Source organism: Vreelandella maris (assembly GCF_013371085.1).
Lineage (GTDB): Bacteria > Pseudomonadota > Gammaproteobacteria > Pseudomonadales > Halomonadaceae > Vreelandella > Vreelandella maris.
In genome coordinates this window covers 94,291-114,321 of the sequence record NZ_JABWCV010000015.1, presented here as the reverse complement: position 1 = coordinate 114,321, position 20,031 = coordinate 94,291, and the positions used below count along the sequence as shown (strand labels likewise).

General features: G+C 58.3%; 13 protein-coding genes and 1 pseudogene. 10 read left to right on the top strand and 4 right to left on the bottom strand.

Annotation, left to right across the window (positions count from 1 at the left end; genetic code table 11):
- Positions 1–199: 199 nt before the first annotated feature.
- From HUO07_RS14105 to HUO07_RS22235, 3 genes and pseudogenes are all read right to left on the bottom strand, one after another.
- Positions 200–1,507, bottom strand: coding sequence for an ATP-grasp domain-containing protein (locus HUO07_RS14105; protein WP_176304120.1), 1,308 nt, complete (start codon positions 1,505–1,507; stop codon positions 200–202).
- A 338-nt stretch (positions 1,508–1,845) separates the two neighbouring features.
- Positions 1,846–2,322, bottom strand: coding sequence for an NYN domain-containing protein (locus HUO07_RS14100; protein ID WP_176304126.1), 477 nt, complete (start codon positions 2,320–2,322; stop codon positions 1,846–1,848).
- Positions 2,323–2,367: 45 nt separating this feature from the next.
- A pseudogene (locus HUO07_RS22235) lies at positions 2,368–2,472 on the bottom strand (IS481 family transposase); the annotation flags it as partial.
- A 384-nt stretch (positions 2,473–2,856) separates the two neighbouring features.
- Between HUO07_RS22235 and gbdR the strand changes: the two are divergent.
- From gbdR to etfB, 7 genes are all read left to right on the top strand, one after another.
- A complete protein-coding gene (gene gbdR, locus HUO07_RS14095) occupies positions 2,857–3,999 on the top strand; it encodes a choline metabolism transcriptional regulator GbdR (protein WP_176304119.1) in 1,143 nt (380 codons plus the stop codon).
- A gap of 200 nt (positions 4,000–4,199) precedes the next feature.
- Positions 4,200–5,177 carry a dipeptidase gene (locus HUO07_RS14090; RefSeq protein WP_176304118.1) on the top strand — a complete coding sequence of 326 codons (978 nt, stop codon included), beginning with the start codon at positions 4,200–4,202 and terminating at the stop codon, positions 5,175–5,177.
- 86 nt (positions 5,178–5,263) lie between these two features.
- A complete protein-coding gene (locus HUO07_RS14085; protein ID WP_176304117.1) occupies positions 5,264–5,809 on the top strand; it encodes a DUF5943 domain-containing protein in 546 nt (181 codons plus the stop codon).
- Positions 5,810–5,832: 23 nt separating this feature from the next.
- Positions 5,833–7,917: a dimethylglycine demethylation protein DgcA gene (dgcA, locus tag HUO07_RS14080; RefSeq protein ID WP_176304116.1), complete on the top strand. Its 2,085-nt coding sequence runs from the start codon at positions 5,833–5,835 to the stop codon at positions 7,915–7,917.
- A gap of 20 nt (positions 7,918–7,937) precedes the next feature.
- On the top strand, positions 7,938–9,944 hold the full coding sequence (locus HUO07_RS14075) for a (Fe-S)-binding protein (protein ID WP_176304115.1): 2,007 nt from the start codon (positions 7,938–7,940) through the stop codon (positions 9,942–9,944).
- Positions 9,941–11,245 (top strand): electron transfer flavoprotein subunit alpha, encoded by a 1,305-nt coding sequence (gene etfA / locus HUO07_RS14070; protein ID WP_176304114.1) that lies wholly within the window; start codon positions 9,941–9,943, stop codon positions 11,243–11,245. The genes HUO07_RS14075 and etfA overlap by 4 nt, the downstream gene beginning before the upstream one ends.
- Positions 11,235–12,077 carry an electron transfer flavoprotein subunit beta gene (gene etfB, locus HUO07_RS14065; RefSeq protein WP_176304113.1) on the top strand — a complete coding sequence of 281 codons (843 nt, stop codon included), beginning with the start codon at positions 11,235–11,237 and terminating at the stop codon, positions 12,075–12,077. The genes etfA and etfB overlap by 11 nt, the downstream gene beginning before the upstream one ends.
- A gap of 157 nt (positions 12,078–12,234) precedes the next feature.
- Here etfB and HUO07_RS14060 read toward each other — a convergent pair whose 3' ends face one another.
- On the bottom strand, positions 12,235–13,815 hold the full coding sequence (locus HUO07_RS14060; RefSeq protein WP_176304112.1) for a BCCT family transporter: 1,581 nt from the start codon (positions 13,813–13,815) through the stop codon (positions 12,235–12,237).
- Between the two features lie 243 nt (positions 13,816–14,058).
- On the opposite strand from HUO07_RS14060, the gene fdhA reads away from it, so the two are divergent.
- The 3 genes from fdhA (at position 14,059) to fdhF (ending at position 20,020) form a co-directional block, all read left to right on the top strand.
- On the top strand, positions 14,059–15,249 hold the full coding sequence (gene fdhA / locus HUO07_RS14055) for a formaldehyde dehydrogenase, glutathione-independent (RefSeq protein ID WP_176304111.1): 1,191 nt from the start codon (positions 14,059–14,061) through the stop codon (positions 15,247–15,249).
- 179 nt (positions 15,250–15,428) lie between these two features.
- Entirely contained in the window at positions 15,429–17,147 is a 1,719-nt protein-coding gene (locus HUO07_RS14050) for an NAD(P)H-dependent oxidoreductase subunit E (RefSeq protein WP_176304110.1), read from the top strand.
- A 17-nt stretch (positions 17,148–17,164) separates the two neighbouring features.
- Positions 17,165–20,020, top strand: coding sequence for a formate dehydrogenase subunit alpha (gene fdhF / locus HUO07_RS14045; RefSeq protein WP_176304109.1), 2,856 nt, complete (start codon positions 17,165–17,167; stop codon positions 20,018–20,020).
- The last annotated feature ends 11 nt before the right edge of the window (positions 20,021–20,031 follow it).

Sequence of the window (20,031 nt, the reverse complement as noted above, 5' to 3'; positions counted from 1 at the left end):
GGAAGAAGCAGTTCCTGATCAGGTGAATAGGGGCGGAAGGTGGTTCCCATCGGATTCTCCGGTGCTGAAGAATTTTTACGTATTATGCCAGAAGGTGGCTCCTGCCGCGCAGACTCCTAGCGCGGGTAAAAAGAGGGCGCCCTATCAGCATCGATTGCAGATAGGGCGCCCATAATGAAACCAGTTGTTTTGAAGCTTTTTAGACGTAGAAATCCAGATCTTCCTGCGCTTTCAATAGATCGCGCATTTTGATGGGGTCATCTCCAAAGAAGAAGAGCAGGCCCCAGTGTGTCCCGAAGGCTGAGCGGTCAGGAACGGTTTCTTCTGCTGGCGCGACCAGTTCGTGGGACTCGAAATAGGGATGCTCAATCGTTTCTTTGGGCATTTCCAGCTTGCTGACCACCCGGCGGCGTGGGTACACACCGAAGCAGCCAGCGTAGCCTTTCGCATCGACCACTTCACGGGGGAAGAACGCTGCCACTTCCTCTTTTGTGCTTTTCGGATCAAACACGAGCATCGATGCTTGATAGGCGTTGAACCCGTAAGCTTTTTCGATCAGCTCGAAAGCTTTGAAGCCGGGTGGGCGGTAGGCAACCTCGCCAAAGTACATCTCACCATCAGCTGTGACGAAGTACTCGGGGTGAATCAAGCCAAACTGAATATCGAACGTTTTAATCAGCAGTTCGATCTGTTTAGTGATCGCAGTGCGCCAGCTCTCGAGTTCCGCCGTCGCGGGTACGAATACTGAATAGCCAAGCGTCACGTATTCTGAAATATTCAGGAACTGGATTTTGCCATCGTGTATCCAGGCCTCAACGGCGAACTCCCAGCCATCCAGATGGCTTTCCATTAGGAGGGGATATTCTTCGTCCGGAATGTTGTCGATCTCTTCGATCTTGCGGATCATTCGGTGACCGAGGCAACCGGCTTTGTCGAATGCCTTGACGTGAATTGGGTCATCCGGGTCGCCATCAAGTTTAAGCAGCGTTTGGTTGACGCGCTTCATGAAGCGAACGATGTCTTCTTTCTCATGCGCCTCTTCGAAAATACCGACGCGAATACCGCCAAGTTGGGCACGACGCTTCATTAACGCCTTGTCACGGAACAGAATGGACTGCCCGAACATACGAGGACTGTCGAGAAGAACCGAGTTGATCGCACCGGACCATTCAACGGTTTCTTCAAACAGGGGGATGGCGATATCGACGCCTTCCTCTTTTAGCTTTTCGGCGATTTCCATGGACCGGTCGTTTAGCCGGATAAAGTCCCACGGAAGAAAAGGAATGTTGTTCGCGGTACAGAAATCCGCTGCCCATTCAGGAGCAACAACGATATATCGACGATCAAATTTCTGCGCAGCCTTGATCGCGTTGACACTCCAGCCAAGCAAGGCGATATAGCCTTTGTTGGGGTCTTTGGGAGTTTCGGTACCTTTGACCGAGTCCATTTCCGGATCACGCCAAGACGCTACTGCTTCGGGTAATTGCTTTTCTGATGTAATCGACATTCGATGTTCTCCTTGCTGGTTGACCCAAATTGACTGTGCTGAGGTTGGAGCGCACCAGGTGATCTGAGCCACACTCAGAAGTGTTCAGGAACGATTGAGTCAGCCAGTATTAGAAAAGTTATTAGCGCACCCGTTGTAACTAACCTAGTCGATATTGTTACAAATGGCAATTAAACTGTAGAGTTATTGTTAAATAGCTGTAGAGCTTTTTTTCTGCTTGGGAGTTGATTATTTTTTCAAACGCACATAAGTAAAATCAGTGAAAGCTCATACAACAACAGCATGAAAGAGCGGTAGCTAGGTCATTATTGAATAGGTTGTTAGGTATTAATATGTAGTTAATCTAGCAAAAGCGACTTATCTATTGCGATAAACTTATTAGCTTCATTAATTAAAGATGCTGCGGTGAGCTGAGGAACACCATACACTTCAACTTTTTTACCGTACTTAACGCGTATTTTATTGACTAAAAGATCAAAGTCTCCATCGCCGGACACGAGCACAATAACGTCCGCCTGCTCAGCGTATTCCATGGCATCAAGCGCAATGCCTACATCCCAATCACCCTTCGCAGAACCATCTGAGCGTTGGATAAAGGGTTTCAACTTTACGTTAAAACCAATAGCTCTGAGTATAGTTTGGAACTCCCTTTGCTTTTGGTCACCTCTGTCGATGGCGTAGCAAAAAGCTTGCACCACTTTTCTATTAGCGGTTGCTTGTGCCCAAAATTTATTGAAATCAAAGTTCCTGCCGTAGGCTTGGCGTGAGGTGTAGTAGACATTTTGAATATCAACAAATATCGCCACTTTTGTTATAGGCATTAAGCTTTTCTCATTAGTTGTCGGTTGTCGCGTAATTAATTACCTAGTGAGTAAATAACATGAACGTTTAGCCTGCTCTTCTTTCATCGCTGTCATCGGCAATCGTTGGCGCAGCGCCTTCTGCGGAATATAGTGATTGTACAGTCAGTGGGCACACTATGGCACAACCTAGGCGGCCTCAGGGACTGGGCGGCAGTATTCTAGGATGGTTGGACCGTAGCTTTGCTGATATGACCTTGATCCTTACTCCAAGTCAGCGCAACGATAACGGCGCTTCCTTCTTGAAACAGATTGTCACTGAACATTGGTTTTGGGAACGACCTCTAGCGTTTCATTTGCGACAAAAACTTAGATCTACGCGATAGTTTTGTCGCTATCCGCCCTGTTCGTGCCAATATACGACTAAAGAGCAATGCCGTCCCTGCACGTGTGAAAGTTTAACGCAGTAAAGGGCAACTAAAAGACGCCAGCGACACCTACGCTAACAAGAAAAAATATAATGCTCTAAAGGTGACGGAGGGTAAAGCGATGACTTCAAATCAAGCAACAAACCCGGCAGTAAACCCCAAACGTGTCGGCGAACCGCAGACCCTTGGCTTTCTACTGTTAGATAACTTCACACTGATTTCCCTGGCGTCGGCAATAGAGCCCTTGCGGATGGCCAATCAACTGGCTGGCAGTGAACTGTATCGCTGGTACACCCTGACACAAGATGGTTTGCCGGTGCGTGCCAGCGATGGGGTGCAGGTGACGCCTGATGCCTCCATGCACGCGCCGCTGTCATTGGAGTGGGTGGTCGTTTGCGGCGGAGTAGGCCCGCAGCACAGCGTTACCCGTGAGCATGTGCGCTGGCTTCAGTCGCAATCGCGTAAGCTCAGGCGGTTAGGCTCGGTCTGTACGGGCAGTTGGGCATTGGGCCAGGCGGGGTTGCTTGATCACTATGAAGCCAGTATCCATTGGGAGTGTTTGGCTTCCATGCAGGAAGCGTTTCCGAACGTCATCTTGACGACCTATCTCTTCTCCATCGACCGGGATCGATTCACCGCTTCGGGCGGCACCGCGCCGCTCGATATGATGCTCAACTTGATTACGCATGACCATGGCCGTGAGCTTTCGGCAGGCATTTCTGAAATGTTTATCTACGAGCGCGTGCGTAACGAACATGATCAGCAACGTGTTCCTCTTAAGCACGTGCTGGGCACTACTCAGCCCAAGCTGTTGGAAATCGTTGCCTTGATGGAATCCAACCTGGAAGAACCCATCGAGCTCGATGAACTGGCAAGCTATGTGAATGTGTCGCGCCGTCAGTTAGAGCGATTATTCCAACGCTACCTGCTTTGCTCACCGTCTCGCTACTATCTCAAGCTGCGGCTGGTGCGTGCGCGGCAATTGCTCAAGCAAACGCCGCTGTCGATCATCGAGATTGCGTCTGTTTGCGGTTTCGTTTCCACGCCCCATTTTTCCAAGTGCTACCGCGAATACTTTGGTGTACCGCCGAGGAACGAGCGCCTGGGTAGCCACGACAGGCAGGGAAATAGCAGCAAAACGCCGACTCTTATAAAGCGCTGGGGAGAAGAGCCCACTGCCAACGAGCCGTCCTCGTGCGCTCGTCAGGCTCTGGCAAACGCCCAAGGCGAGCCCACCTTTGCCAGCGTGCGGCTATTAAGCTGATGCCCACGGCGTCATCAATAATTTGAAACGTGCTTGAAACGTGCTGCTCGGTGACGGGCAGCACGTTTTTTTTATGGCGCGGGTAGCTGTCGTGTTTACGACACAATGACGCTTTTGGAATTTCCGCCGTCGTTTCCAAGCGCCGTCTAAGCTAACGTCAGCGCTATGCTCGCTGCATTAACCAATGTTGGAGCTTAGCCATGACCCCCTCTGAACTGCACGACGACGCTATCGTCATCGATGGTCTGATCATCGCCAAATGGAACCGTGAGCTGCTTGAAGACATGCGGCGCGGCGGCCTTACCGCTGCCAACTGCACCGTCTCGGTGTGGGAAGGGTTTCAGGCCACGGTCGATAACATTGTCGCCTCCAATCAATTGATGGCTGAATGTAGCGATCTGGTGCGCCCTGTTCGCACCACCGCTGACATCACTCGCGCGAAAGAAGAGGGCAAGACCGGCATCATCTTCGGCTTCCAGAATGCCCACGCCTTTGAAGACCAGATCGGCTATGTCGAGATATTCAAGCAGCTGGGCGTGGGCATCGTGCAGATGTGCTACAACACCCAGAATCTGGTGGGTACCGGCTGCTACGAGCGCGACGGCGGCCTCTCCGGTTTTGGCCGCGAAATCGTGGCTGAGATGAACCGTGTTGGCATGATGTGCGACCTCTCTCATGTCGGCGCCAAAACCTCTGAGGAAGTCATCCTCGAGTCCAAAAAGCCGGTCTGCTACTCCCACTGTTTGCCCTCCGGCCTCAAAGAGCATCCGCGCAATAAGTCCGATCAAGAGCTCAAGTTCATTGCCGACCACGGCGGCTTTGTTGGCGTCACTATGTTCGCCCCGTTCCTCAAAAAGGGCATTGACTCAACCATCGAAGACTACTGTGAAGCTATCGAGTACGTCATGAACATCGTGGGTGAAGACGCCATCGGGATTGGTACTGATTTCACCCAAGGGCACGATCAAGCCTTCTTTGAGTGGTTGACCCATGACAAGGGCTACGCTCGCCGCCTCACTGACTTTGGCAAGATCATCAATCCTAAAGGAATTCGCACCATTGGGGAGTTCCCCAATCTCACCGAGGCACTCCTCAAGCGCGGCTTAAGTGAGACCCAGGTGCGCAAGATCATGGGCGAGAACTGGGTGCGTGTGCTTAAGGATGTATGGGGCGCCTGACTAAGCGCAGGCGGCTGTCTCCGAAGTGAGGGGCGCCGGGAGCCCCGTCGATAACCTGACATAACAACGATCCGAGGAATACAACCGTGACCAAACTGGCCCCCGCACTGCCCATCGAAGTGGATAGCGAAACCGGTGTCTGGACGAGCGACGCCCTACCCATGCTGTATGTGCCACGACACTTCTTTATCAACAACCATGTGGCCGTCGAAGAGGCGCTGGGTGCCGAGAAGTACGCTGAGATCCTCTATCACGCAGGCTACAAAAGCGCCTGGCACTGGTGCGAAAAAGAGGCCGAACTACACGGCATTAGCGGGGAGGCCGTCTTTGAGCACTATATGCTGCGCCTCTCTCAGCGCGGTTGGGGGCTTTTCATTACTGAACAGATTGACCTTGAGTCAGGTACCGCTCAGGTGCGCCTCGAACACAGCGCCTTCGTTTATCAGATAGGCAAGGTGGGACGTAAGGTGGAGTACATGTTCACCGGCTGGTTCGCAGGCGCCATGGACCAGATCCTCGCCGCGCGCGGCAGCGACCTGCGTACCGTCGCCGAGCAGACCCAAAGCGCTGCCGAGCCTGGCTGCGACGTTGGCATCTTCGTCGTTAAGCCGCTGACTGATGCCGCCCGCTAACCCGGCTACGAGGAGAGAACATCATGGCATTTGACGCAATCTTCGAGCCGATCGAGATCGGCAAGCTGACTATCCGCAACCGCGTAGTGAGTACCGCGCACGCCGAGGTGCATGCCACCGACGGCGGCATGACGACGGAACGCTACGTCAGGTACTACGAAGAGAAGGCCAAGGGCGGCTGCGGTCTTTGTATCTGCGGTGGCTCATCAGTGGTATCCATCGATAGCCCCCAGGGCTGGTGGAGTTCGGTGAATCTTTCCACCGACCGCATCATTCCTCACTTTCAGAACCTAGCCGATGCCGTGCACAAGCATGGCGGCAAGATCATGATCCAGATTACCCACATGGGGCGTCGTTCCCGTTGGGACGGTTTTGACTGGTCGACGCTGCTATCGCCCTCTGGTATCCGCGAGCCGGTGCACCGTTCTACCTGCAAGACCATCGAGGAAGAGGATATCTGGCGGATCGTCGGCGACTTTGCGCAGGCCGCGCGCCGGGCAAAGGAAGGCGGGCTCGACGGCGTTGAGCTTTCCGCGGTACACCAGCATCTGATCGATCAGTTCTGGAGCCCGCGGGTTAATAAACGCGAGGACGAGTGGGGCGGCAGCTTCGAGAACCGTATGCGCTTCGGCATGGAAGTGCTTAAGGCGGTGCGTGCCGAAGTGGGGGATGACTTCTGCGTCGGCATGCGTATCTGCGGCGACGAGTTCCATCCGGACGGTCTCTCCCACGACGACATGAAACAGATCGCCGCTTACTACGATGCTACCGGCATAGTGGACTTCTTCGGCGTCATCGGCTCTGGCTGCGATACTCACAATACCCTAGCCAACGTCATCCCTAATATGTCCTACCCGCCGGAGCCTTTTTTACACCTGGCGGCGGGGATCAAGGAAGTGGTGAACGTCCCGGTGATCCACGCCCAGAACATTAAAGACCCCAATCAGGCCCAGCGTATCCTCAAAGGCGGCTACGTAGACCTGGTGGGCATGACCCGGGCACATATTGCCGACCCTCACCTGATCGCCAAGATCAAGATGGGCCAGATCGATCAGATCAAGCAGTGCGTGGGCGCTAACTACTGCATCGACCGCCAGTACCAGGGCCTTGATGTGCTGTGTATCCAAAACGCCGCCACGTCCCGGGAGTACATGGGTCTGCCCCACATCATTGAGAAAACCGAGGGCGCCAAGCGCAAAATCGTCGTGGTGGGCGGTGGCCCCGGCGGCATGGAGGCGGCGCGCGTCGCCGCTGAACGCGGTCACGATGTCACTCTGTTTGAGGCCGCTGACGCCTTGGGCGGGCAGATCACGATTGCCGCCCAGGCACCTCAGCGTGACCAGATCGCCGGTATCACTCGCTGGTTCCAGCTGGAGCTGGCGCGTCTTAAAGTCGACCTGCGACTGGGCACCCGCGCCGATGAGGCGACGCTGCTCGACCTGCGTCCGGATATCGTCGTGCTAGCCACCGGCGGCCAGCCCTTCCTTAGCCAGCACCCAGAGTGGGGCTATTCGGAGAATGCCGAAGAGAGCTTGGTAGTCAGCACTTGGGATATTCTCTCAGGCAAAGTGGCGCCAGGTAAAAACGTGCTGATTTATGACGCCATCTGTGAGTTCTCCGGCGTCTCTGCAGCAGATTTTCTCGCCGACAAAGGCGCCAAGGTGGAAATCGTCACCGACGATATCAAACCCGGTGCGGCGGTGGGTGGCACCACCTTCCCCACCTATTACCGCAGCCTCTACGAGAAAGAGGTGATCATGACCTCCGATCTGATGCTGCATAAGGTTTACCGCGAGGGCGACGGCTTGGTGGCGGTGCTTGAAAATGAGTACACCGGTGCCCTGGAAGAGCGTGTGGTCGATCAGGTGGTCGTTGAGAACGGCGTGCGCCCCGATGAGGCGCTCTACTACGCCCTCAAAGAGCAGTCCCGCAACAAAGGGCAGGTGGATCTGGAAGCGCTTTACGCTATTCAGCCGCAACCCTGCCTGGTTGATGAGAGCGGCGAAGAGGGGGAGGGCTTCCTGCTGTTCCGCCTGGGCGACTGCACGGCACCGCGTAACACCCATGCGGCCATCTACGACGCCCTGCGAATCTGCAAAGACTTTTGACGGCTAAGGAGGGAGGCACCATGCTCGAAACGCTCTTGCCGATATTAATCTTCACCGCCCTGGCCCTGGCGGCGATCGGCGCCGTGCGCCGTATCCGCCTGTGGCGTCAGGGTCGCCCCTCGCCGGTCAATCTTTTCAAGGGGCTGGCGGCTCTGCCGCGCCGTTACCTGGTGGATCTTCACCATGTGATAGGGCGTGACAAAATGATCTCCAACACCCACGTGGCTACCGCCGGTGGCTTCGTAGCTGCCGCCGTGCTGATGATTCTGGTACACGGCCTGGGTATCGCCAACCCATTGCTAGGCGGATTGCTGCTACTGGCCAGCGCTTCGATGTTCGTCGGTAGCCTGTTTGTCGCTCGCCGACGCATTAACCCACCAAAGCGGCTCTCCAAGGGGCCCTGGATGCGCCTGCCCAAGAGTTTGATGGCGTTTTCGATAGGCGTCTTCCTGATCACGCTGCCCACAGTAGGTTTGCTGCCCGAAGGTTTACTTGAAGGTGGCGGTAGTTGGTTGCTGGCGCTGGTATTAGCGGGCGTCGTAGCCTGGGGGCTGGGTGAAATGTTTTTCGGCATGACTTGGGGCGGCCCCATGAAGCATGCCTTCGCCGGCGCCCTGCATCTGGCCTTCCACCGACGCGCCGAGCGCTTCTCCACGAAAAAAGGGGGCGTCGGCCGCTCAACAGGTCTCAAGGCGTTAAACCTGGAGGATGAAGCGGCGCCTCTGGGCGTGGAAAAGCCCGCCGACTTTACCTGGAACCAACTGCTGGGCTTCGATGCCTGCGTACAGTGCGGCCGCTGCGAGGCGGTGTGTCCGGCCTTTGCCGCCGGTCAGCCGCTCAACCCTAAGAAGCTGATTCAGGACATGGTGGTGGGCATGGCAGGAGGCAGCGATGCTGCCTATGCTGGCTCCCCCTACCCTGGTAAGCCGGTAGGTGAACACGCAGGCGCTCCCCATGCGCCGATTGTGGCGCCTGTTGTGATGAAAGAGGGGAAGGCCCTGGTCGACGCCGATACCCTATGGTCGTGTACGACCTGCCGCGCCTGTGTCGAAGAGTGCCCGATGATGATTGAGCACGTGGATGCGATTGTCGATATGCGCCGCCACCTGACGCTTGAGCGCGGTAAAACGCCCAATAAAGGCGCCGAGGTGCTCGATAACCTGATCGCCACCGACAATCCCGGCGGTTTCGATCCTAGCTCGCGGCTCAACTGGGCGGCGGATCTTAACCTGCCGCTCATGGCCGTTCTCAAACAGGTCGACGTGCTGCTATGGCTGGGTGATGGCGCCTTTGATATGCGCAACCAGCGAACCCTGCGCGCCCTGGTCAAAGTATTGCGCGCCGCCGAGGTAGACTTCGCGGTGTTGGGTACTGAGGAACGCGATAGCGGCGACGTGGCCCGGCGACTAGGCGATGAGGCGACGTTTCAATCCCTGGCGAAGCGCAATATTGCCACTCTGGCCAAGTATCGCTTCCTGCAGATTGTTACCTGCGACCCCCACAGCTTTCATGTGCTGGGCAATGAGTATGGCGAACTGGGTGGTGTTTATGATGTACGCCACCACAGCACCTTTATCGCCGAGCTGTTTGATGCCGGTCGGTTGACCTTTACCCCTTGGAAAGGCGGTCGTGTTACCTATCACGACCCGTGTTACCTGGGGCGCTATAACGGTGAGTACGAGGCACCTCGCAACGTGCTTAAGGCACTGGGCATCGAGGTCAAGGAGATGGAACGCTCTGGTTTCCGCTCGCGTTGCTGCGGCGGCGGTGGCGGGGCACCGATTACCGATATTCCCGGTGAGCGGCGGATTCCCGATATGCGCATGAACGACGTCAAAGAGAGTGGTGCCGAGGTGGTTGCAGTGGGCTGCCCGCAGTGCACCGCCATGCTGGAAGGCGTGGTGGATGCCAGCGCTGAAGTACGCGATATCGCGGAGCTGGTGGCCGATGCCCTGGTCGAGTCTCCCGCCGCCGATACGTCCCGACGGCCTACTGCAACGACGATGGCTGAAGAGGTGATCGTATGAGTGAGATTATTCGCCGCGATCCACGTCGTGAGTGGATTGCCCGTAACCGCCTGCATCCAGATCACGCCAGTGTGCTTGCCGCCCTTGGTGTAAACAGGGGCGGCGCAGCAGTCAGTGAATGGCTGGGCCCCCACGGCGTGGTGCGCAAGAACCCCCATGCCATCGGTTTTATCGGCCCCAATGACGTCAAACGGATTGACCGTAGCGGCTTCCAGCAAGGCGGGCAGTCGGCTGCGACAACGCCTGTTGCGCAAGATAGCCGTCGAACGGTGACGATTGATCAACCCGCCTTCCTGGTGGCCGTGGTGCCCGACCTAACCGGCGGGCGCCTCTCCGCTCATGATAAGGATCTGCTGGGGCTGGCCCGGCGTGTGGCGGATGCCGACGCCGACCAGCCCGGCGCCGTGGTGGCGATTCTGTTTGGTGAGCATAAGGGCGAGGGGGACGGCGAGCTTAAGGAGCAGGCGCTGGGGGACGCCGGGATTGATCGCGTCGTGCATCTTAATGATGAGTTTTACGCGGGGTTTGCGCCTGAAGCGCGTCTGGCGGCTTTAAGCGCCGTTGAACGGGAGATGATGCCGCGCTTCTGGCTATTGCCGGACTCCCCCCTGGGCGGAGCCGATCTGGGGCGGCGGCTTGCTTTACGCCTGGGTGAACGCGCTGCCACGGGGGTGTGGCAGGTGGAGGCAGATAATGAGGCCTCTTTGGGTTGGCGCTGCACGGCCCGTGGCGGCGCTGGGAGTCTGGATATCCAGCGCCCTCTGCCGCGGGTTGCACTGGCGCTGGCCGAGTGCGCCGAACCGGTGGATGAGACCCGGCATGCGGCCGAGCAACTGACCCTGGCAGCGTCAATTCCCACCACTCTATCGCGCATTGAAGATCTGGGGCAGGTGGCGGTGGACCCCGCTGGCGTGGCGCTGGCTGAGGCCGAATTCATCCTCTCCGGCGGCAACGGCGTCAAGGAATGGGGCGCCTTCCATCACGCCGCGAAAGTCCTCGGCGCTACCGAAGGGGCCTCGCGTGTCGCAGTGGATGACGGCTTTATGGCCCGCGATCGTCAGGTGGGCGCGACTGGCACCTGGGTAACCGCGCGGGTATATATGGCGGTGGGTATTTCAGGCGCTATCCAGCACCTCCAGGGCATTCAGCGCTGCGACAAGGTAGTGGCAATCAATCTCGATCCGGGGTGTGACATCATCAAGCGCGCTGATCTGGCGGTGATTGGCGACAGCACGCAAATCCTGGCCGCGTTAGTGACCATGGTGGAACAGCAGCGGGGAGGGCAGCGCGATGCAGCCTGATCTACACCAGAAGCAACAACAACAGGGAATCGACGTGGCGGTGCTGGTCTCCATCGGCCGTCACCCTACCACCGGCCGTGCGAGGCGCGCAGAGCAGGATGCCCGGGGTCTGGAGCTTGCGCTGGCCATGGAAGCCGAGCTGCCGGGCACCCGGATCAGCATGCTCCACGCGGGTTCCCAGGACGATAGCAGCGAAGCAGCTCTGCGCGGCTACTTAGGTATGGCCACGGGAGTCGGCATGGGGCTCGAGTCCATGACCCTGCTCGAGCAGCCTGAGGGCAGCGATGCCATTCCGGCCCTGGCGAAACACCTGGCCGCAACCTCTCCTCAGCTAGTGATCACCGGCGCCCGCGCAGAGCGCGGTGAAGGCTCTGGGCTTTTGCCCTATGCGTTGGCAGAACATCTCGGCTGGCCATTGGTTAATAGTTTAGCGTCGGTAGAAAAGGTGGAAAATGGCGTGGTAACGCTGCTTCAGGCGTTGCCACGGGGCCAGCGTCGTCGCCTCAAAGTGCGCCTGCCCGCCATTATTAGTGTGGATGAAGCGGCGCCAGCGGCGCGTCAAAGCGCCTTCGGTCCGGCGCGTCGAGCCACCTTTGAGATTACGCCCACTAGCCCTGAAGCCGACAGCGAGCTGGCGCAGTGGCACTTGGCACCCGCTCGTAAACGGCCAAAGCGTCTAAAAATCGTCAAAGCCGCGTCGGCCAGGGATCGCTTCAAGGCGGCGGCCTCCAAGTCTGAGGGCAAGGGCGGGCAAGTGCTCACCGATGTGACCCCCGAGCAAGGTGCCGAGGCGATTTACAAGCTGCTCAAGGAAGAGGATGTGCTGCGTTAAAGCTTTTTGCTCTTCAGGCTTTTAACCACCGTTCAAGCCCGCCTTTTGTGGCGGGCTTGAACGGTGGTCCACGTCTTTTTTATTGTCGATTGGCCAGCAAGGCCTGAATAACCAAGAAGACAACCGCCCGCCGTGTAGACGGGCGGTTGAAAGGGTATTAACTAGCGGTTTTTGGTACCGCGTTGAGTTCCCCCCACTCTTTGTGAAGCCCTTTGTAAAGGCTGAAACACATCACCAGAAGCACCACGGTAAAGGGGAGCCCTGTGGCCACCGCGCCCGCCTGTAACGCGCTGAGGGCGGTGCTTCCCCCGCCGTAGAGCAACACACCGGCAATCACGCCTTCCAGTGTGGCCCAGAAAACCCGCTGACTCTTGGGGGCATCGGTTTTGCCGCCGGCGGTGATACTGTCGATGACCAGCGAGCCGGAGTCCGAGGAGGTAATGAAGAACACCAGCACTAGAATAATAGCCAGCGTCGAGGTGATGCTGGTCAGGGGGAGCTGTTCCAGCATGTGGAACATAGCAAGTGAAACATCGCCAATGCCGTTGGCCAGTTCGCCCACGCCGTTAGCAGCCTGGTAAAGCGCCGTACCACCAAAGGCACTCATCCATACCAGCGTGACCAGAGTGGGCACCAACAGCACCGCGATCAGAAACTCACGCACTGTACGGCCCCGGGATACGCGGGCGATGAACATGCCGACAAACGGGGACCAGGAGATCCACCACGCCCAGTAGAAGATGGTCCAGCCGTGATACCAGGTGTCGTCATCGCGACCAACCCAGTTTGACAGCGGCAGAAGGTGGCCCACGTAGTCCAACGCCGTGGTGCCAATGCCGGTCAGGATCATTAGGGTAGGCCCTGCTACAACCACAAATACTAGCAGCACCGCCGCGATAATCATGTTGATGTTAGAGAACAGCTTGACGCCGCCGTCGATCCCCCGCCATACCGAGATCAGAGCGAGCACCGTAACCACAATGATAATTGCCAGCTGGGTGCCGATGGTGTTGGGAATGTCGAACAGATAGGCGAGGCCGCTAGCTGCTTGGGTAGCGCCAAAACCAAGCGAGGTAGCCAAACCAAAGATAGTAGCCAGCACGGCAAGGATATCGATGATATGGCCTGCCCAGCCACGGGTTCGTTCGCCCAGAATTGGGTAGAAGGCGGAGCGAAGTGTAAGCGGCAAGCCCTTGTTATAAGAGAAGAAGGCCAGTGAGAGGGCTACCACCCCATAAATGGCCCAGGGGTGGAGGCCCCAATGAAACATGGTCGCACCCATGGCGGCGCTGGCGCCTTCCGGCGTGCTCGCTGGAACATTCAAAGGCGTTCCGTACCAATCGGTGTAGTAGGCCACCGGCTCGGCCACGCTCCAGAACATCAAACCGATTCCCATACCTGCCGCAAACAGCATGGCGAACCAGGAGGTGCGCGTGTATTCCGGTTTTGCATCCTTGCCACCCAGACGAATCCGCCCTAGCGGCAAGCAGATCAGTACGAGGCAGAACACCACAAACACATTGCCTGCAATCATGAACAACCAGTCGAAGTGTTCAATCGACCAGTTTTTGGCAAGCCCCAGGTGCGTATTAGCCGCATCCGGGTAGACCAATGCGTAAAGAATAAACAGCAAAATAGCGAGAGCGGAGAGTGGAAAGACGGGGTTATGAAAATCCAACCCCATTATCTGGGTATTGTCCTGTCCAGGCGACAGAACTGGGTCGTCATTGTTCTTCATTGGGGTTCCTTGGTTGGCTCTTGTTAGGCGTCGGCATTGCGTGATATCGCCGACGCTAGGAAGTGTTGAGCCTGTTTCAAAGCAGCAGTATCGTGAAAGCGACCTCCAGCTATTCATCTTGACTAGGATGTCTTGAATAGATATGTGAGTGCCTTTTTGGGGTAAGTCCTAAGACGCGGAGGGGCTAGGGTGGGAAAGCGCCATCAACCATGACAAACACAACAATAATCACAGGAGCCAGCCATGAATGCAGCCAACCGCGGAGTGATCTATAAGGGGCCGGGTGAAGTCGCCGTTGAGTCCATCGCTTATCCTGAGCTCGCCCTCGGCAATCGCAAATGTGAGCACGGCGTGATTCTCAAGGTCGTGACCACCAATATTTGTGGCAGCGACCAGCACATGGTGCGTGGCCGTACCACCGCCCCGTCGGGCCTGGTACTCGGCCACGAGATCACCGGCATGGTTGTCGAGTGCGGCCGCGACGTTGAGTACATCCGTCCGGGCGATCTAGTCTCGGTGCCGTTCAATATTGCCTGTGGCCGTTGCCGCAACTGTAAGGAAGGCCGCACCGGTATCTGCCTCAACGTTAATCCAGCCCGTCCTGGCGCCGCCTACGGCTATGTGGATATGGGCGGCTGGGTCGGCGGCCAGACCGAATACGTGATGGTTCCTTATGCCGACTTTAACCTGCTGAAATTCCCGGATGCCGATCAGGCCATGGAGAAGATCAAGGATCTGACGTTGCTCTCTGACATTTTCCCCACTGGCTTCCACGGTTGCGTGACCGCCGGTGTGGGCCCCGGTAGCACTGTCTATATTGCTGGTGCCGGGCCCGTCGGGCTGGCGGCGGCGGTCTCTGCTCAGCTGCTGGGTGCGGCCTGCGTGATCGTCGGCGATATGATCGAAGAGCGACTGGCTCAGGCTCGCAGCTTTGGTTGCGAGACTATCGACTTGACCCAGGACGGTGACATGGCGGATAAGATCGAGGTGATTCTCGGCGAGCGTGAGGTTGATGCCTTTGTCGACTGCGTCGGCTTCGAGGCTCACGCCTGTGGCTGTAACCACGGTAAGGAAGCGCCTGCCACCGTGCTCAATTCTGCGATGACGCTGACCCGTGCGGGTGGCCAGATCGGCATCCCGGGCCTCTATGTGACCGAAGATCCTGGCGCAGCTGACGACGCCGCCAAACAGGGCGCCCTGAGCATGCGCTTTGGTCTTGGCTGGGCTAAATCCCATAGCTTCCACACCGGCCAGTGCCCGGTGATGAAGTACCATCGGCCGCTGATGCAGGCGATCCTGTTCGGTAAGGTTAATATTGCCGATGCGGTGAATGTTCAGATGATCACCCTGGACCAAGCGCCCCAAGGCTATGCTGACTTCGATGGCGGTGCTGCCAAGAAATTTGTCATTGACCCCCATGGCAGTGTGGCTTAATAACTTATTTAATAAGGATCGGGTAATAAGTACTGGGTATAAGCACTGAGCAGCAAGGCCTGAGTAACAAGCCCTGGCCCCTGCCTGAGGGCAGGTTAGTGTGACCCTAGACGGCGCCCCGCGGGGTGCCGTCTTCGTTCATTCGGCATAAAGCCGATCAAGATAATAATAGGTATTCAATGACCGTCCAGACCGTGACCCCCAAGCGCCGCTTCCGCGGTAAGCCCCGTGGCCGTGAACTTGATCCTCGTCTACTTGAGGGGTTACGTGAGCTGCTGGGCGACGAACGCCAGGACGCCACGCTGCGCCGCCGCGACCTACTGATTGAACACCTGCATGTCATTCAAGACACCCGGGGTCATCTGCCGCTGGCGGAACTGCGTGCCTTGGCGGCTTACATGAACCTGCCCATGGCAGCGGTCTACGAGACCGCCACTTTCTATGCGCACTTTAACGTCATCCACGACGACCAGCTGCCGCCGCCCGCGGTGACCATCCGCGTTTGCGATTCCCTGACCTGCCAACTAGCCGGTGCCGAGGCGCTTAAAGCACAGCTGGACGCGAACATGGATACCGAACAGGTACGGGTGCTGCGGGCGCCCTGCATGGGGCGCTGCGATACGGCACCGGTAGCCGAGGTGGGGCATCATCATGTGTTGTTCGCCACCCAGGCGCGGATCGCGTCTGTGATCGAAAAGGGTCACTTTCACCCGGATCCCGTCGACTGGCAGCGATTGGACAACTATCGCCGCGAGGGCGGTTTTGCGCTACTGCAAGCCTGCCGCGAGGGAGAGGTCACGGTGGAAGCGCTGATGGAAGCCATGCAGCAGGCCAATCTGCGCGGCCTGGGCGGTGCGGGTTTTCCTACCTTCAAGAAGTGGTCTTTCGTTCGCCAGGAGGCGGGTCCCCGTTACTGCGCCATCAACGCCGACGAGGGCGAGCCTGGTACCTTTAAGGATCGCTATTACCTGGAGCGCTCGCCGCACCAGTTTCTTGAAGGCGCCTTGGTCAGTGCCTGGGCGGTAGACGCCGAGGCACTGTATATTTATCTGCGCGATGAGTACCCGGCCTTGCATGGCGTGGTGCGCGAGGCGATTGGTGAGCTTGAGGCTGCGGGCCTGGTGGCGCCGGGTTACATCGTGCTGCGCCGTGGCGCGGGTGCTTACATCTGCGGCGAAGAGTCGGCGATGATCGAGTCTCTGGAAGGCAAACCGGGCAAGCCCCGTCACCGCCCGCCATTTGTGGCTCAGAAGGGGCTCTTTGACCGCCCAACGCTGGTCAATAATGTCGAGACCGTCTATTGGATTCCCATTATTTGGCAGCGCGGCGCGGAGGCCTTTTCTAGCCAAGGACGCAACGGTCGCGTGGGGCTGCGCAGCTACTCGGTGTCGGGCCGGGTCAAGCGTCCTGGTGTGTATTTAGCGCCAGCGGGCATCACCCTCAATGAACTGATTGACGAGTATGGCGGCGGTATGGCTGACGGCCACCGTTTGGCCGCCTACCTGCCCGGCGGCGCCTCGGGCGGTATTTTGCCCGCAGCCAAGGCCGATATCCCCCTTGACTTCGATACGCTTCAGGCGCACGGCTGTTTTATCGGTTCGGCCGCGGTGATCGTGCTCTCCGATCAGGACGATCTGCGCGGGGTCGCGACCAATCTGCTGGCGTTCTTTGCCGATGAATCCTGTGGCCAGTGCACCCCGTGCCGGGTGGGCACGGAAAAAATGCTCACCCTGCTCGAGCGCAATGAATGGGATGCCGGGCTGATGACGCAGCTCTCCCAGGTGATGATCGATGCCTCCATCTGTGGGCTGGGCCAGGCGGCGCCTAACCCGGTGCTGGGGCTGCTCAAGGATTTTCGCGGCGAACTTGCCGCCCAGAACGTTATCGTCAAGGGGTAGGGGAGATGAACATGAGCATGAGCGAACAGACCCTAGGCTCCAGCTTCACGCTGACGCTGGACGGCGTAGAAGTCAGCGCGCACCCCGGCGAAAGTCTCTGGCAGGTGGCCAAGCGCGCTGGCGAGACCATTCCTCACCTGTGTTTCAAGGACACCAGCGGCTACCGCGCCGACGGCAACTGCCGCGCCTGCATGGTGGAAATCGAGGGCGAGCGCACCCTGGCCGCCAGCTGTTTGCGCGAAGCAGCCCCCGGCATGGTGGTCAATAGTGCAAGCTCCGAACGCGCGCACACGGCCCGCAAGATGGTCATGGAGATGCTGCTGGTCGACCAACCGGAGCGGGAGGATAGCCCCGACCGTGCCAGCCATTTCTGGACCATGGCCGACCAACTGGCTATTGATGCCACGGCGGTGCGCCGCAAGCTCCCTCGGCGCGACGAGCGCGAGACGCCCACCGTGCACCATGTGGTCTCCCGGGCGGATAGCCTGGCGCAAGACAGCAGCCACTCTGCCATGCGCGTCAATCTTGATGCCTGTATCGAGTGCAACCTGTGTGTGCGCGCCTGCCGCGAGGTGCAGGTCAACGACGTTATCGGCTTGGCACATCGCGGAGCGGCGTCCAAGATCGTGTTTGATTTCGACGACCCCATGGGGGATAGCACCTGCGTGGCCTGTGGCGAGTGCGTTCAAGCTTGCCCCACCGGCGCTCTAATGCCTGCTACCCTGGTGGATGAGGCAGGGCGCGGCGATTCTGCCGTGGCCGACCGCAAGGTCGACTCGGTATGCCCCTACTGTGGGGTAGGCTGCCAGCTCACTTACCATATCAAGGACGACGAGATCCTTTATGTGGAAGGCCGCGACGGCCCCTCCAACCAGAACCGGCTGTGTGTCAAAGGTCGCTTTGGCTACGACTATCCGCGCCATCCCTCTCGGCTGTCCACCCCGCTGATTCGTCGTGAGGGCGTTGCCAAGGGCATCGATCCGGATTTCGACCCCGCTAAGCCGCTTACGCATTTTCGCGAGGCCAGTTGGGATGAGGCGCTGGGCTTCGCCGCTAAGGGACTTGTTGATCTCAAGGCGGTTCATGGTTCTGACGCCCTGGCGGGGTTCGGCAGCGCCAAGTGTTCCAATGAAGAAGCGTGGCTGTTCCAGAAGCTGGTGCGCACCGGTTTTGGCTCCAACCATGTGGATCACTGCACGCGTTTGTGCCACGCCAGTTCAGTAGCGGCACTCATGGAGTGCATTGGTTCCGGTTCGGTGACCGCCTCCTTTATGCAGGCCAGCCAGGCCGACGTGGTGATTCTTACCGGCTGCAACCCGGCAGTGAACCATCCGGTGGCGGCCACCTTCTTTAAACAGGCCGCCAAACGTGGCACCAAGATCGTGATTATCGACCCCCGTGGTCAGGCGCTGGATGCCTACGCCCACTTGAGCGTGCGCTTTTCACCGGGCGCCGACGTGGCCCTGTTTAATGCCATGCTGAATGTGGTCATCAGCGAAGAACTTTATGACACGGCCTATATCGCCGAGCATACCGAGGGCTTCGAGGCCCTGAAAACGCACACGGTGGACATGACCCCCGAAGCGATGAGCGGCCTGTGCGGCGTCGAGCCCGAGACCATCCGCGAGGTGGCACGGCTCTACGCCAACGCCGAGCGGGCGATGATTTTCTGGGGCATGGGTATTTCCCAGCACACTCACGGAACAGATAATGCCCGCTGCCTGATTTCGCTGACGTTGGCCTGCGGCCAGACCGGTCGACCTGGCACCGGCCTGCACCCTTTGCGGGGGCAGAACAACGTTCAAGGAGCGTCTGATGCCGGGCTGATCCCCATGGTGATGCCGGACTACCAGCCGGTCAGCGACGCCCAGGTACGCGCGGCGTTTGAAGAGCTGTGGAATACCAAGCTGGACCCCACGCCCGGCCTCACCGTGGTGGAAATCATGGATGCCATCACCGCAGGCACCATTCGTGGCATGTACATCCAAGGCGAAAATCCGGCCATGTCCGACCCGGATCTCGCCCATGCGCGGGCTGCCCTGGCCAAGCTGGAACATCTGGTGGTGCAGGATCTGTTTGTCACTGAGACCGCCCAGTTCGCCGATGTCATCCTGCCTGCCTCTGCCTGGCCGGAGAAGGATGGGTCGGTTACCAATACGAATCGTCAGGTACAGCTGGGGCGTGCGGCGGTGCCGCTCCCCGGCCAGGCAAAGCCGGACTGGTGGATCATTCAGGAAATTGCCAAACGCTTCGGCCTGGGCTGGCACTACCAGCACCCGCGGGACGTCTTCGCCGAGATGAAGCAAGGCATGGCCTCTCTTGACAATATCTCCTGGGAGCGTCTGGAGCGCGAGCAGTCAGTGACCTACCCCTGCCCAGCGGAAGACGCACCGGGGCACGACGTGGTCTTCAGCGACGCCTTCCCCACCGCCAGCGGCCGGGCGAAATTCGCGCCCACGCGGCCGCTGCCCCCGGATGAGCCGGTCGACAACGACTACCCAACGGTACTGACCACCGGGCGTCAGCTGGAGCACTGGCACACCGGTTCCATGACCCGTCGTGCCAAAGTGCTCGATGATTTGGAGCCGGAAGCCGTGGCAAGCTTAGCACCTGCTGAGTTTATCCGGCTGGGGATGGCGCCGGGCGATGAGCTAACAATCACCACCCGGCGAGGCTCCATTACCCTCAAGGCGAGAACGGATTCTGGGATGCCCGAAGGTATGGTCTTCGTGCCTTTCTGCTACGGAGAAGCGGCGGCGAATCTCTTGACTAATCCAGCGCTGGATCCGTTCGGCAAGATACCGGAGTTCAAGTATGCGGCCTGCAGCCTTTCCTCTGCCGGAAAGTTGCCCGCCGATGGTGGAACTATATAGGTAGTGGATCG